The sequence below is a fragment of the Enterococcus lemanii genome, from assembly GCF_016909125.1.
Classification (GTDB): Bacteria; Bacillota; Bacilli; order Lactobacillales; family Enterococcaceae; genus Enterococcus_I; species Enterococcus_I lemanii.
Genome location: NZ_JAFBFD010000029.1, coordinates 1 through 14151 on the forward strand (window position 1 = coordinate 1; position 14151 = coordinate 14151).

The following is a 14151-nucleotide window of genomic DNA, read 5'->3' on the forward strand; positions in this document are numbered from 1 at the left end:
CTTTAAAAAGCCAAAATTAAATAACAAAAAAAGAAGAACCTGAGTCCTTCTTAATTATACGGATATTGCTAAACAACACTATTTGACAAAGAGCCGTAATGATTTGTTGGGAGGTTGTTTGTGTAAAGGGTGTTTACTGCGTTAAATCTAGTAATTTTTGTTTTAAATCATCTTCCATGTGGCTAAGCTCAATTTCAGCAGCGTGGCGTTTTTCTTTTCCTTCTTGCTGAATTCGCAATGTTTCTTGAATCGTTTCGATTAAGTCGTTTTGCGTTTTTTGTAAAGTTTCCACGTCGACAATGCCTCGTTCATTTTCGCGAGCTGTTTCAATTGCTGAAACTTTTAGCAATTCTGAATTTTTCTTTAAGAGTTCATTGGTTGTTTCTGCTACTTGGCGTTGCGCAGTGACGGCATCTTTTTGACGAAGAAGGGTTAACGCAATGGCCACTTGGTTTTTCCAGAGTGGAATGGCCGTGTGAATCGATGCTTGGATTTTTTCTGCTAAAGCTTGGTTAGTATTTTGAATTAAGCGAATTTGTGGTGCTTGTTGAATTGTGATCTGCCTAGTTAGTCTTAGATCATGAGTTCGTTTTTCTAACCGGTCTAAAAATTGTGAATAGTCATTGACGATTTGGGCATCCATTTGATCGCCTGTTTCTTCCGCTTTTTTCATCGCAGTGGGAATAATTTCGGTTTCTAGTTCTTCAATTTTTAATTCACCAGCCGCAATATAAATATTAAGGGCATCGAAGTAATCTTTATTTTTTTGATAAAGATTTTCTAGCATTTGGTTGTCTTTTAACAAACCTTCTTTTTCTTTATCTAATTTCACCGCTACTTTGTCAATTTGGGCACCAATTTTTTGATATTTAGCAGTCACTTCAAAAATCGATTGCTTCACTTTTCCAAACATGCGTTTAAAAACATTGCCTTCGCCTGCTCGTAAATCATCAGGATTGGCCTCTTGTAAACGATACATTAGTTCGGTAAGTGAATCACCAATCGGACCAATATCCGCAGCTTGCACGTGGGTTAGCATGGATTCTGAAAACTCACTTAATTTTGTTTGAGCGGCTGATCCATAGGTAATGACGGATTGTTGATCAGTTGCGTCAATTTTTGTCGCTAATTCTTGTGCTTGTTGTTGGCGCTCGGCGGAGAGTTTGTCGACTAGACGAGGAGCGCGTTGATGATTTTGTAAGTCGTTGATTTCATTTTGTTGTGTCACGGTTAATGATTCAGCTGTCGCAAACGGGTTGCTCAATAAGTCTTCGAGTTCGTGATCGACATTTTTTTGTGGCTTTAATTCGGTCATTTTATTTCCTCCTGAGGGTCAGTGTTTTTGAAAAAAAGAGCTGGAATGCCCCAGCTCTTTACTACTCATTCATGGCTTTTTGCCTGGTTATAGTTATTATCTCTTTTTAAGCTTTGTTTGGCAATCGATAACTCTACGTCAAGATCGACTAAATCGTCTGAAACAAAATTTTGATAATCGGAAGTAATTAATGCTGCTAATTGATCAATAATTTGCACGCTTTCTTCCATTTTTTCGTAAGTTTCACGACTCTTGACTTCATGTTGATTAATCTCGATGTATTTATTCGTCAAATCAACCATATTTGGTAAATGAGTGTACAAAAAATGACTAGCATCGTGTAAGCGAATAGGTTCTTTGACTAACTCTTTAAATAAAGCTTTTGCGGCTTTCAATGTGTCATGACGCAAATCAATCGCTTTAAGTTTCGCGTTATCTTGAATATTTTTTTGCAAACGGTCAATTTGTTGCTTAGTTTGGAATAAAGTCTCGCGGAAAACTTCGATTTCTCTGGCGGTCATTCCACTAGCTAAATAGGCTGCTTCGCGTTTTTTTGATAAAGCGGGTATTTCTTGTGAATGAGCCGCTTTTTTTCTTGAACGAAAAGCAAAAAGTAAGAATAAAGCACCGCTAAAGAAAAGAAAGAGATTAAATGGATTTCCTGAATCGGCCGCAATACCAAAGATGACGGTTAGAACCATCAACCCCAAAATTAACCCCAAAATTTTTTTAAAATTCATTTCGTGTACCTCCTAGTGCCACTTGTTTGATTCATTTTCTTTGTTACCTCTACAATAGTTATTTTAGCACGTTCTAATTAAGAAAAGTATACGACTTGCGATGGATTTTAATAATTTAGGAATTTTATAAACATTTTTGTGTTAAACTAAGTTATAAAATGTGAGAATGCTAAAAGGTGGAGAAACGTCATGCTTGAATATGAAGCGTTTGAAGAAAAAACAATCAATCGACAAGAGATTTTTAAAGGAAAAATTATCGAAGTAGCGCTTGATGAAGTTGCTTTGCCCATGGGCGGCACTAGCTACCGAGAATTGGTTTTTCATCCAGGAGGGGTGGGGGTGCTAGCCATTACACCTGAAAACAAAATCGTTCTCGTCAAACAATTTCGTAAGCCATTAGAACGCGTTATTTTAGAAATTCCTGCTGGTAAAATTGAAACGCATGAAGGGCGCTCACCAATGGAAACAGGCGCGCGTGAACTAGAAGAAGAGACCGGTTATCAAGCGGAGACACTAGAGCATTTGACGTCGATGTATTTGTCTCCGGGTTTTGCCAATGAATTACTGCATCTTTATCATGCAAAAAACTTAAAAAAAGTAGAAAATCCATTGGCGCAAGACGACGATGAAGTATTAGAAGTATATGAACTCACTCTCTCAGAAGCAAAAGAAAAAATACAAACACAAGAAATTTGTGATGCCAAAACAATTTACGCAATTTTATATTGGGAAACACTATTTTTAAGGGAAAGGAATTAATATGAGTCAAGAACCACTAATTACGCGTTCAGAGTTACGAAAAAGAAAAGAAGAACGACAAAAAGAACAAACGCAAATTGAAAAAACAGCCAAAAAAGAATACGAAAGAAAAGAAAAAGAAATCGATAATTTTTATCGTAAGCAAACAAAAAAACAGCCACCACTTCAAAAAACAAGGACGGAAGAAAAAGCGAAATCCCAACGAATTAGTAACACATTAACGAAATGGATTGTGATCGTTTTTTGTTTATTGGTCGCGGTGTTATTGATGGTCTTTTTTTGGTAAAACATTTCATACTTAATGTAAATAATCATAGAAAAAGCGATGAGGAGAATCAGCATGAAAATTGGCGTTATCGGAGCCATGTCACAAGAAGTTGAGACATTAAAAAATCATTTAATTAATCAAACCAGCTGGGAAAAAGCGGGGGCCCGTTTTTATCAAGGAACGATTGGGGCACATGAGGTGATTGTCGTTCAATCAGGTATCGGAAAAGTATTAGCTTCAATTACAACGAGTCTGTTAATTCAGCAATACGAAGTGGCATTAGTCATTAATACTGGCTCAGCGGGTGGCATTGGTCAAGGCTTAAGCGTGGGTGACGTGGTCATTGCCAACCAATTGGCGTATCATGATGTCGATGCCACGGTCTTTGGTTATTTATACGGACAAGTTCCAGGTGGCATGCCTCTTTATTACGAAGCAGAACCAAAATTTGCTGCATTAATGAAACAAGCCGCGCATGAAACGGCTCATCAAGTCAAAGAAGGTTTGATTGTGACAGGGGATAGTTTTATTGCCGATCAAAAGAGAATTGTTGAAATTTTAACCCATTTTCCAACCGCACTGGCTTGTGAAATGGAAGGGGCGGCCATCGCTCAAACGGCGCATCAATTTGACGTGCCTTGTTTAGTTGTGCGAGCGATGAGTGATACGGCGGACCATCAGGCGAATGTATCGTTTGATGAGTTTATTGAACTTGCTGGCAAACGTAGCGCCGAAATGGTGTTACATTTTTTAGCCTTATGTGAATAGGAGGAGTTTTTTGTGAAAGCTTTACTATCAATTGATTATACTTATGATTTTGTTGCAACAGATGGTGCTTTAACAACGGGGGCTGCGGGTCAAGCCATTGAGGAAAAGCTAGTTGGTATTACGAAAGAATTTATTGAACAAGGTGATTATGTCGTGTTTGCCATTGATGGACATGACGCAACCGACCAATTTCACCCAGAAAATAAATTGTTTCCGCCACATAATCTAATTGGCGCAAAAGGGCGCGATTTGTACGGCTCATTGGCACCACTTTATGAACAAAACAACGCCTTAACCAATGTCTACTGGATTGACAAACGTCATTATTCTGCTTTTAGTGGCACTGATTTGGATATTCGCCTAAGAGAACGCCAAATTAAAGAAGTTTATTTAACGGGCGTTTGCACAGATATTTGTGTATTGCATACAGCCGTTGATGCGTATAATTTAGGTTATCAAGTTTTTATTGTGAAAGATGCCGTCGCAAGTTTTGATCCGATTGGACATGAATGGGCGCTGAAACATTTTGCTGGGACACTAGGTGCAACGATTGTATAGGAAGTGAATCGATGGAAAAAGATGTGTGGCATGGCTTGCCAGAAGAACGATTTCAATTGTATCAAAATTGGCGGACACCAAGCGGGTATTTGTGTGGGACGTATGCTGCGAGTGTGTTATTAGCTTATTACCAAGATTATCTAGATTCAGCTGTTATTCCACGCTATATTCGCCAAAAGTCGTCTGGTGATGGCGAGACGCTCGCTAATTTCTTGCGTTTATTTGTTCAACGTCATGGCTTGCCGACGATTGCTTGGCAAGTGGCCCATGGCATTTCGTGTTTTTTTAACCACCACGGTTATCCAGTTCAAGCACGGGCAACGATGATTGGTGGTTGGCAGCGCAGTGTGAAGCGCATTGATCAAGGCAAACCTTTGATTATTGGCTTAAATCAGCTACTTGGTAGTACATACGGCAATCATTGGGTAGTGGCTTACGCCTACATGGAAACCAGTCAAGGTGAACGTTATTTAAAAATTCACGACAATTGGGGAAATTATCGTGCAGTGATTCCAGCGAAATGGGTCAATGCAACGGTGTCTTTACCTTGAAAAGCACCCTTGATTAATGATAGAATGAAGAAGAAATTCGCACAAAAAAGATTATTTGGAGGGACCTATGCGCTATACAGATCAGGAGAAACCAGTAAAATTTTTTAGTTTAAATGGTAATTTACCATTAGCTGAGAAAATTGCCAGTGCTTTTGGTAAAGAGTTAGGAAAATGCGTCGTAAAAACTTTTGCTGACGGAGAGATTTCAATTAATATTGAAGAAAGTGTTCGTGGTGTCCATACTTATATTATTCAAGCGACAAATGAACCAGTCAATGATTCTTACATGGAATTATTAATTATGATTGATGCGATGAAACGAGCAAGTGCGAAGACAGTGAATGTGGTTTTACCTTATTATGCTTATTCCCGTCAAGATCGAACAGCTAAACCACACGAACCAATTAGTGCCAAACTAATTGCCAATATGTTAGTGGAAGCTGGTGCGACTCGTGTTTTGACCCTAGATCTACACACCGTACAAGTCCAAGGTTTCTTTGATATTCCGGTAGATAATTTATTTACGATGCCTTTATTTGCCCGGTATTATCGTGATAAAGGTATGCAAGGCGATGAGTATGTGGTTGTTTCACCTAAAAATAGTGGTGTCCAACGTTCACGAAGCTTAGCCGAATATTTAAATACAACCCTTGCGATTGTTGATCAAGAAGAAACACTTGAAGAAGGTTACGTCATTGGTGATGTCGTTGGTAAAAAGTGTATTATGGTCGATGACATGTTAAATACTGGTACAACTTTTGCCAATGCTGCTCAATTATTAAAAGAAGCGGGTGCGACAGAAGTTTATGCCTGTGCCTCACATGCCTTACTTTCCCCACCAGCGAAAGAAACATTAGAAGCCGCTCCGATTGCCAATATTTGTGTGACGGATTCTTGCTTAACCGATGAAGCTCGCCATCCAAGTAATTTGACGTATATAAGTTGTGGCGCATTGATGGGTGAAGCAATCAAACGGATTCACGAAAATACACCGATGAGCCCGTTATTTCATCTAGAAGAAAAAGAATTTAATTAAATGTTACTGAAACTGCCGTTGACCCTTTCGAGCTAAAAGAGTCAACGGTATTTGTGTTTGAAAGGAGTTAAAAAATGGCCTATTTTGACCATGCTGCGACTACCCCAATGGCAGAAGCAGTGATTGAAACAATGACAAAAACGATGCATGAAAGCTTTGGTAATCCCTCAAGTATTCACCAATACGGTCGCAAAGCACACGAACGCTTAGAAGCAACGCGACAACAAATTGCCACCGACATCGCTGTAAAACCCAATGAAATCATTTTTACAAGTGGTGGAACAGAAGGCGACAACTACGCCATTATGGGCACAGCTTATGCACGTCAAAACGAAGGCAAACACCTGATTACGACCCAAGTTGAGCACCCAGCCGTCCTTGCTGCGATGCGTTATTTAGAAACGCAAGACTTTGAAGTGACCTATTTACCGGTCAATCAACACGGTCAATTAGAAGTGACGACCTTAAAAGCGGCATTAAGACCAGACACGATTTTAGTTTCAATTATGTATGCCAATAACGAAACCGGTATGCTTTTTCCAATCAAAGAAATTGGCGAAATTTTAAAAGACCATCCAGCAACGTTCCATACCGATGCGGTACAAGTTTATGGAAAAATTCCTTTACAGCCAAAAGCATGCAATATTGATTTATTAAGTATTTCTGCGCATAAAATTAATGGACCAAAAGGGGTCGGCTTTTTATATCAAAAAGAAGGCACCAAGTTGCAACCACTACTTTTAGGCGGTGAACAAGAGGAAAAACGGCGAGCCGGCACAGAGAACTTGACCGGAATCGTTGGGATGAGTCAAGCAATTGCTCGCCTCACACCAGAAAAACAACAAGAAAATTGGGAAGTCTATCAGCAGTTTAATACGTATATTTTAGAACGCTTGACCAAAGAAGGCATCGCTTTTTCTGTGAATGGTCAAGCAGACGAAAAATTACCGCATATTTTAAACCTAGCTTTTACCGGAGTGGCGAGTCATTTACTCCTCGTTCATTTAGATTTACAAGGATTTGCAGTTTCAACGGGAGCCGCTTGTAGTGCGGGCGATGTTTCGCCGTCGCACGTCTTGCAAGCGATGCACGGTCAAAACGCCCCAATCTTAAAAGAATCGATTCGTATTAGTTTTGGTTATGGCAATACGCTTGAAGAAGTCGCAGCTTTTGTTGATGCGCTCATTGCCGCGGTTATACGCTTAAAAAAATAGACTAGCCAAAAGAAATGAAAACCCCTATAATTAAATTAAGAAACTAAACGAGGTGGGAAAATGGCATTTCAACAAACAGCAACGGTTTTAGGTGCAGCAAGAACATACCGCTTGTCGCCTGAAGCAAAACGGTACACATTACGTGATAATGGCTTTTTAGAAACAAATGGTGGGAACTTCCAAATTATTCGACCTTTGGAAGCAACCCCTCAAAGTAAAGAAGGCTTTAAATTAAAAATCACCGTCGATAAAGAGATTAAAACCTTAAAAATGTCGATTACAACGGCGAACGGCCTAAAAGCGGTGAATATTTTTAAAGGCCAACAACACGAAATGTTACAAGAAAAGTTTTATTTCCTAATGGATGGCTTTATTAGTCGTGGGTTATTTGAAGAAGTGAAATAAGCGAAAAACTTGAAGCGAGATCGAATAATTTCTTGTTTCAAGTTTTTTTGTCGAAATTAAAGAGAGGATAGAAAAATGGTTTATAAAATCGGTATTTGCGATGATCAAGTAGTTGAACAAAGGTACCTTCAATCACTTGTCGAAAAGTGGGCGAAAAGTGAAAACCATCAGGTGGAAATTGAAGTATATGCTTCGGCTGAGTCATTTTTGTTTAGAGAAGAAACGTTGACACTGGACTTACTTTTGCTTGATATTGAAATGGGTGCAATGGATGGCGTATCTTTAGCAAAGCATCTTCGTCAAGCGCAACAAGAATTACCCATTATCTTTATTTCGGGCTATAGTGATTACTTAGCCGATGGGTATGACGTGTCTGCCTTACACTATTTGTTAAAACCAGTCAATCCTGAAAAATTATTTGAAGTGTTGAATCGGGGAATTAAACAAGTTGCACTGGAAGAACAAGTGTTACTCTTTGAGTCTTCGGGTACGACTCATTCCGTTCGAATTAAAAATATTCGTTATATTGAAGTTCAAAGTAATTACGTAACGGTCCATGCAAATGAAAGTATCCGAATGAAAAGACCATTAAAAGAAATTGAAGAACTACTGGATGCCTCTTTTTTCCGGATTCAACGTTCTTACATCGTTCAATTAAATTGGATTAAAAAAATTACTCGCAAGGAAGTCATTTTAAATGATGAAACGAAACTTCCCTTAGCTCGCGGAAAATATGAAGCGTTAAATCAACAAATGATCCGTTATTTGTAGAAAGGATGAGGTGAAAATTGTTTCTTAAGAAGAAAGCAAAAAGACAGTTGGAAGCTTATCAATCCGAGCTTTTAGCGACGCATTATGCAGAGGTCGACAACATGTATCAACAGATGCGTGGTTGGCGACATGATTATAAAAACCATATCCAAGTGATGAAAGCATACCTTGCATTAAGTGATTACCAGGCATTAGAGCGTTATTTAAATGAATTAGATGAGGAGTTGTCTTCCGTTGAACTTGTGCTAAAAACCGGCAATAAAATGGCAGATGCAATTTTAAATAGTAAAATTTCTCTAGCAAAATCAAAAGGAATTACAATTATAGGAGATGCGAATATTCCGTATTCGTTAGTAATTTCTGAAATTGATTTTTGTGTCTTACTAGGAAATTTATTTGATAATGCCATTGAAGCGAGTCTTGATTTACCTGAAGAAAAACGCTTGATTCGTTTTTATATGGAACTAAAAGGTTCGCAATTTTATTTGTCCATGACCAATTTTACGGCCATGAAAAAGCAAGCGAAGTGGTTCGGTCGCTTCCAAACAACGAAAGGTGAAAACCGTGGTTTAGGGTTATTAAGGATTGACCAAACTGTCGCTCAATTAAATGGTTATTTGAATCGCAATAGTGAAGATGGCGCGTTTACAACAGAAGTATTAATACCCCAAGAAAAGAATTTTAAATACATTTAAGCCCCAATAATGGACAAGTTATCCCCGATTGTACATGTCAGGGGCTTTTTTTGCTATGCTGTAAAAGAGGTGAGAGAAATGAGAAAAGAAGATCCAATAAAACCACGATATACCATGAAAGAAAATAGTCGCTACATGTTCCAATTAGCTTGGCAACAACGAAAATCTGTTATTTTTATCATGTTGAGTATTACCTTTTTATCGGTCATTGTTCAATTATTAGAATTATTCATTACACCAATTCTATTACAACAAATTGAAATGAAAGCGTCACTTTATACTTTTATAAAGTGGTTAATTTTATTTGTTTTACTACTGATGTCAACAAAAGGTGGGCTCGCGTATTTAAAAACCAATACTTTGTTGGGGCGTTTAAATATCCGGATTTACTTAATTTCACAGTTAAGTCAAAAAATGCAACAAACGTCGTATCCAAATCTAGAAGACACCCGTTTTTTGGAAAAATATGAAAGTGCGAATTATTCTGTAATGACCAATGGATCAGCAACTGAAATTTTTTGGGAAACAATGTCGAAAATCATCCAAAATTTCTTTATTTTTGTAATTTATCTTTTTTTATTGAGTCATTTGGACATTACTTTAGCATTATTAGTTGGGGTGACAGCTGTTTGTTCTTTTTTTTATCATCAAAGAAAGAACAAACAAGCACAGTTATCTCGTTTTGCGGAAGAAAAATTAATGAAGGAATTAAATTATATCCAACAAAAAGGCGAAGATTTTTCTTATGCAAAAGACATTCGTTTATTCCAACAAAAAAATTGGTTAAAAGAAATTTACCAAACTGCTTTTTCGAATTATCAAAAACTAATGTTAAAAAAAGAAAGCTATTATTTACAAGCGAACTTAGCCGATATCGGATTGAATTTTGTCAGAAATGGAATTGTTTATGCCTATTTACTGTATTTAAGTATGAGTCAATCATGGCTAGTGTCTGAATTTTTATTATACTTTTTAGCTATTAGCGGCTTTAGCCAGGGAATCCAAATGATTTTGACGGAAATGTCAAATTTAAATAAGTATAGTTTGGATATTAACCATCTAAGGGACTTTTTAGAAACAGAAGAATTATTTTTATTTGAAGAAGGAAAAAGTCTGACCGCAGACAAACACCAATCTTACGAAATTAGCTTAAGAGGCCTTTCCTTTACTTATCCAGGAGCGAAAAAAGCAACCTTTGAAGACTTAAATCTAACGTTTCATGCGGGGGAAAGTGTCGCGATTGTGGGTCTCAATGGTGCAGGAAAAACAACCTTAGTAAAAATTATCTGTGGTTTTCTTGATCCAACACATGGAGAGGTTTTACTCAATGGAATAAATATTAAAGAATACAATCGCCGGGATTACTATCGCCTTTTTAGTGCGGTTTTTCAACAATTTTCGGTAATAGAGACGACGATTTTAGAGAATATTACCCAAGGAGAAAATCCGATTCAATTCGAAAAAGCAAAAGATTGTATTCAATTAGCCGGATTACAGCCAATGATTGAGCGTTTACCACAAGGTTTAAGTACTTTGCTTGGGAAAAAGGTCTACGAAAAAGGGATTGAATTATCAGGTGGTCAAATTCAACGTTTGATGTTAGCTAGAGCATTGTACAAAGAAGCACCAATGCTTGTTTTAGATGAGCCAACTGCTGCTTTGGATCCGATTGCGGAAAATGACATTTACCAAAAGTACCATCAATTAACAAAAGGCCATTTAGCAATTTTTATCTCACATCGCTTGGCATCTACGCGATTTTGTGACCGCGTTCTTTATATTGAAGAAGGAAAAGTGATCGAAGAAGGAACCCATGAAGACTTAATGCAGAAAAACGGCAAATACAAAGCTCTATTTGAAGTTCAAAGTAAATACTATCAAGAGGAGGTAGAGGTCGATGGAGAAGTCAAAAACGAAAGTATCACTGATGCATAGTTTGCAGCTACAAAAAAAAGGGATGCAGCTTTGGTATCAAAAAGAGCCAAAAATTTTCTATTATATGTTCTTCGATGCACTTCTAAAAATCTTGATGCCATACATTTTAATTTATTTTAGTGCACAAATTTTAAATGAATTAGGCGGCATGAGAAGGCCAGAAGCCTTGTTTCGGTTGGTTTTATTCACTTTATTTATAGAGATGACTTTGGGTATTTTACAAGCGATAATTACTTGGCAAAGAGCGAAATGGCAAAATTTAGTGTCGATTTTAAACGATGAATTTTATTTAAATAAAATGTTTGAGATGGATTATGCGAAATTTTCTTCTGCACGTATCCACCGTTTGAGAGCTCAAATCAAAGAAAATGAAAATTGGTCCGGTTTAGGTTTACTCCATGTTTTAAAAATATCAGAAGACTTATTTTCAGCTGTATTTGGAATTATTGGCGGGGCTTTCTTGCTACTGGGTTTATTTCGATCCTCTATCCCGGAAGAAGTTACTGCAATTCAATGGTTAAATCACCCGTTTTTTACTCTTTTATTTTTTATCTTCCTACTACTGGGAATCTTACTTCCACCTTATTTTATGAATAAAAGTGAAAGTTATTGGGTCTTATTAGCAGAAGAGAGTAAAGAAACGAATCGTTTTGGTCTATTTTTTAGTCACTACATGAATCTAGCGGAACGCGGACTAGATGTTCGGATTTACCGACAAGATAAGCTATCAAAAAAATATATGTTTGATGACAGTGTCGACCGTAATCCACATTCGTTAATTGCAAGATATCATAAAGGTCCAATGGGGATTTATCGCGGGTTATCAACCATAACTACTGTTTTATTTAGTGGGTTAGTTTATTTTTATGTTGGTTTAAAAGCTTGGGCCGGAGCTTTTAGTATTGGGTTAGTCACGCAGTATATTAGTGCCATTTTAGCTTTATCAAATTACATCTCAAAATTGTTAGAATCACTTGGTAAGACCCAATCAAATGCCGCTTTTTTAAGTAAAAATTTTGAACTCCTTGAAGAACCAAATGAAATGTATCAGGGAAGCTTGACTACTGAAAAAAGATCGGACCGTAAATATTTGATTACCTTTCAACGCGTGTCTTTCAAATACCCAGATGCGGATACGTATGCCATTAAAAACCTCTCTATGCAATTTGAAATTGGGAAACGTTTTGCCATTGTGGGGGAAAATGGTTCAGGAAAAACAACCTTCATTAAGCTTTTATGTCGACTGTATGAACCAACAGAAGGAGTCATTTTATTAAATGGAATTGACATTCGAAAGTACAATTATGCCGATTATCTCGCTTTGTTTTCAGTTGTTTTTCAAGATTTTCATTTATTTTCATTAACGATTGCTCAAAATATTGCTTCTTCTACAAATTATGATGAAGAAAAAGTCCAACGTTGTCTGACAGAAGCAGGGTTAGCTGAGCGTTTAACAAAAACAGCGAATGGAATTGAAAGTTACTTATATAAGGATTTTAATCGACTTGGGATTGAAATATCTGGAGGAGAAGCTCAAAAAATAGCAATTGCTAGAGCGTTATACAAAGATGCACCATTTATGATTTTGGATGAACCCACGGCCTCGCTTGACCCAATTGCCGAAGAAGAAATTTATCAAAAATTTAATCAAATGATTCGTGATCGAACAGCCATTTATATCTCACATCGTTTATCGAGTTGCCGTTTTTGCGATGAAATCCTTGTTTTTAATCAAGGAGAATTAATTCAAAGGGGAACGCATCAAGCATTGGTGAATCAAAAATCAGAAAAATACGCCGAATTATGGCAAGCACAAGCGCAATATTATCAATAAAGCGACTTTGTTTTTTGCAAATCCACCCGCAAAAATAAATCTCGTGAAATTTTCATACTTTTCTTGTATAATGGCAATTACTGAAAAAGTTGCGACCTTCAAATCGTAGAATTCAGAATTTATAATGAAATGATGGTGATTTTCATGACAGACAACAGCCAAATTCGAGTGGTTGTCGGCATGAGTGGCGGGGTGGACTCGTCAGTAACAGCGCTTTTATTGAAAGAACAAGGGTATGATGTAGTAGGAATCTTTATGAAAAACTGGGACGATACCGATGAAAATGGGGTTTGTACCGCGACCGAAGATTATAAAGACGTAGCCAAAGTGGCTGCCCAAATTGGAATTCCTTATTACTCAGTCAACTTTGAAAAAGAATATTGGGACCGTGTTTTTGAGTATTTTCTCGCTGAATACCGAGCGGGCCGGACACCGAATCCAGATGTCATGTGTAACAAGGAAATCAAATTTAAAGCGTTCTTAGATTACGCGATGGACTTAGGTGCTGATTATGTGGCAACCGGGCACTACGCTCAAGTTGAAAAAGATGAAAATGGCGTCGTGCACATGTTGCGTGGCGTTGACAATAATAAAGATCAAACGTACTTTTTAAGTCAATTATCGCAAGAACAATTGCAAAAAACCATGTTTCCTCTAGGTGGCATCGAAAAGCCAAAAGTACGAGAAATTGCTGAAAAAGCCGGTTTAGCAACCGCCAAGAAAAAAGATTCGACGGGTGTTTGTTTCATTGGTGAAAAAAACTTCAAACAATTTCTTAGCAATTATTTACCAGCAACTGGTGGAAAAATGTTAACTTTAGACGGCGAAGAAAAGGGCCAACACGATGGTTTAATGTATTATACGATTGGCCAACGTCAAGGACTGGGCATTGGTGGCGGTGGTACGAGTCAAGAACCGTGGTTTGTGATTGGGAAAGATTTAGCGACGAATACATTGTTTGTCGGCCAAGGTTTTAACCATCCACAACTCTTTGCTGATAAGCTTACAGCAAGTACCGTGCACTTTACAACGAATGAAGCAAAACCAAAAGAGTTTCGTTGTACGGCTAAATTCCGTTACCGCCAACAAGACGTACCAGTGACGGTTCGTTTACTACCAGACGATAAGGCTGAAGTTATTTTTGATACACCGGCTCGCGCTGTCACACCAGGTCAAGCGGTAGTCTTTTATGATGGCATGGAATGTTTAGGTGGTGCTCTAATTGATCAAGCATACCAAGGAAATCAAGTTTTACCATATATTTAAGCGTTTTGTTCACAAGCAGAATAATTGAAACATCGT

The 14151-nt window shown here is 37.6% G+C and carries 15 protein-coding genes; 13 read left to right on the forward strand and 2 right to left on the reverse strand.

The annotated features are described in order from the left end of the window. Positions 1-133: 133 nt before the first annotated feature. Both JOD14_RS08975 and JOD14_RS08980 read right to left on the reverse strand, forming a co-directional pair. The gene (locus JOD14_RS08975; protein WP_204654492.1) at positions 134-1315 is read right to left on the reverse strand and encodes a toxic anion resistance protein; all 1182 of its coding nucleotides are present in this window, start codon (positions 1313-1315) and stop codon (positions 134-136) included. Between the two features lie 65 nt (positions 1316-1380). Next, positions 1381-2055 carry a 5-bromo-4-chloroindolyl phosphate hydrolysis family protein gene (locus JOD14_RS08980; protein ID WP_204654493.1) on the reverse strand — a complete coding sequence of 225 codons (675 nt, stop codon included), beginning with the start codon at positions 2053-2055 and terminating at the stop codon, positions 1381-1383. Between the two features lie 189 nt (positions 2056-2244). Between JOD14_RS08980 and JOD14_RS08985 the strand changes: the two genes are divergently transcribed. The 13 genes from JOD14_RS08985 to mnmA all read left to right on the forward strand — a co-directional run bounded on the left by JOD14_RS08985 (position 2245) and on the right by mnmA (position 14115). Beyond that, positions 2245-2814 (forward strand): NUDIX hydrolase, encoded by a 570-nt coding sequence (locus JOD14_RS08985; protein WP_204654494.1) that lies wholly within the window; start codon positions 2245-2247, stop codon positions 2812-2814. 1 nt (position 2815) lies between these two features. Next, a complete protein-coding gene (gene macP / locus JOD14_RS08990; protein ID WP_204654495.1) occupies positions 2816-3100 on the forward strand; it encodes a cell wall synthase accessory phosphoprotein MacP in 285 nt (94 codons plus the stop codon). 54 nt (positions 3101-3154) lie between these two features. Further along, on the forward strand, positions 3155-3850 hold the full coding sequence (locus tag JOD14_RS08995) for a 5'-methylthioadenosine/adenosylhomocysteine nucleosidase (protein WP_204654496.1): 696 nt from the start codon (positions 3155-3157) through the stop codon (positions 3848-3850). 12 nt (positions 3851-3862) lie between these two features. Further along, a complete protein-coding gene (locus JOD14_RS09000) occupies positions 3863-4408 on the forward strand; it encodes an isochorismatase family protein (protein ID WP_204654497.1) in 546 nt (181 codons plus the stop codon). A gap of 11 nt (positions 4409-4419) precedes the next feature. Then, positions 4420-4959, forward strand: coding sequence for a C39 family peptidase (locus JOD14_RS09005; protein ID WP_204654498.1), 540 nt, complete (start codon positions 4420-4422; stop codon positions 4957-4959). Positions 4960-5026: 67 nt separating this feature from the next. Continuing rightward, on the forward strand, positions 5027-5995 hold the full coding sequence (locus tag JOD14_RS09010) for a ribose-phosphate diphosphokinase (RefSeq protein WP_204654499.1): 969 nt from the start codon (positions 5027-5029) through the stop codon (positions 5993-5995). A 74-nt stretch (positions 5996-6069) separates the two neighbouring features. Beyond that, positions 6070-7209, forward strand: coding sequence for a cysteine desulfurase family protein (locus JOD14_RS09015; protein WP_204654500.1), 1140 nt, complete (start codon positions 6070-6072; stop codon positions 7207-7209). Between the two features lie 60 nt (positions 7210-7269). Next, entirely contained in the window at positions 7270-7614 is a 345-nt protein-coding gene (locus tag JOD14_RS09020; protein WP_204654501.1) for a DUF1831 domain-containing protein, read from the forward strand. Between the two features lie 75 nt (positions 7615-7689). Then, positions 7690-8385, forward strand: coding sequence for a LytR/AlgR family response regulator transcription factor (locus JOD14_RS09025; RefSeq protein ID WP_204654502.1), 696 nt, complete (start codon positions 7690-7692; stop codon positions 8383-8385). A gap of 17 nt (positions 8386-8402) precedes the next feature. After that, positions 8403-9080 carry a sensor histidine kinase gene (locus tag JOD14_RS09030; protein ID WP_204654503.1) on the forward strand — a complete coding sequence of 226 codons (678 nt, stop codon included), beginning with the start codon at positions 8403-8405 and terminating at the stop codon, positions 9078-9080. A gap of 78 nt (positions 9081-9158) precedes the next feature. After that, positions 9159-11015, forward strand: coding sequence for an ABC transporter ATP-binding protein (locus JOD14_RS09035; RefSeq protein ID WP_204654504.1), 1857 nt, complete (start codon positions 9159-9161; stop codon positions 11013-11015). After that, complete coding sequence (locus JOD14_RS09040; RefSeq protein WP_204654505.1) at positions 10978-12849, forward strand: ABC transporter ATP-binding protein; 1872 nt, start codon at positions 10978-10980, stop codon at positions 12847-12849. Before JOD14_RS09035 ends, JOD14_RS09040 begins: the two co-directional genes overlap by 38 nt. Before the next feature lie 144 nt (positions 12850-12993). After that, positions 12994-14115 carry a tRNA 2-thiouridine(34) synthase MnmA gene (gene mnmA, locus JOD14_RS09045; RefSeq protein ID WP_204654506.1) on the forward strand — a complete coding sequence of 374 codons (1122 nt, stop codon included), beginning with the start codon at positions 12994-12996 and terminating at the stop codon, positions 14113-14115. Positions 14116-14151: the final 36 nt, after the last annotated feature.

Excerpts from the sequence above, each read along its gene's own strand:
- JOD14_RS08975 (WP_204654492.1), bottom strand. The coding sequence starts at position 1,315 with ATGACCGAATTAAAGCCACAAAAAAATGTCGATCACGAACTCGAAGAC.
- JOD14_RS08980 (WP_204654493.1), bottom strand. The coding sequence starts at position 2,055 with ATGAATTTTAAAAAAATTTTGGGGTTAATTTTGGGGTTGATGGTTCTA.
- JOD14_RS08985 (WP_204654494.1), top strand. The coding sequence starts at position 2,245 with ATGCTTGAATATGAAGCGTTTGAAGAAAAAACAATCAATCGACAAGAG.
- macP (WP_204654495.1), top strand. The coding sequence starts at position 2,816 with ATGAGTCAAGAACCACTAATTACGCGTTCAGAGTTACGAAAAAGAAAA.
- JOD14_RS08995 (WP_204654496.1), top strand. The coding sequence starts at position 3,155 with ATGAAAATTGGCGTTATCGGAGCCATGTCACAAGAAGTTGAGACATTA.
- JOD14_RS09005 (WP_204654498.1), top strand. The coding sequence starts at position 4,420 with ATGGAAAAAGATGTGTGGCATGGCTTGCCAGAAGAACGATTTCAATTG.
- JOD14_RS09010 (WP_204654499.1), top strand. The coding sequence starts at position 5,027 with ATGCGCTATACAGATCAGGAGAAACCAGTAAAATTTTTTAGTTTAAAT.
- JOD14_RS09015 (WP_204654500.1), top strand. The coding sequence starts at position 6,070 with ATGGCCTATTTTGACCATGCTGCGACTACCCCAATGGCAGAAGCAGTG.
- JOD14_RS09020 (WP_204654501.1), top strand. The coding sequence starts at position 7,270 with ATGGCATTTCAACAAACAGCAACGGTTTTAGGTGCAGCAAGAACATAC.
- JOD14_RS09025 (WP_204654502.1), top strand. The coding sequence starts at position 7,690 with ATGGTTTATAAAATCGGTATTTGCGATGATCAAGTAGTTGAACAAAGG.
- JOD14_RS09035 (WP_204654504.1), top strand. The coding sequence starts at position 9,159 with ATGAGAAAAGAAGATCCAATAAAACCACGATATACCATGAAAGAAAAT.
- JOD14_RS09040 (WP_204654505.1), top strand. The coding sequence starts at position 10,978 with ATGGAGAAGTCAAAAACGAAAGTATCACTGATGCATAGTTTGCAGCTA.
- mnmA (WP_204654506.1), top strand. The coding sequence starts at position 12,994 with ATGACAGACAACAGCCAAATTCGAGTGGTTGTCGGCATGAGTGGCGGG.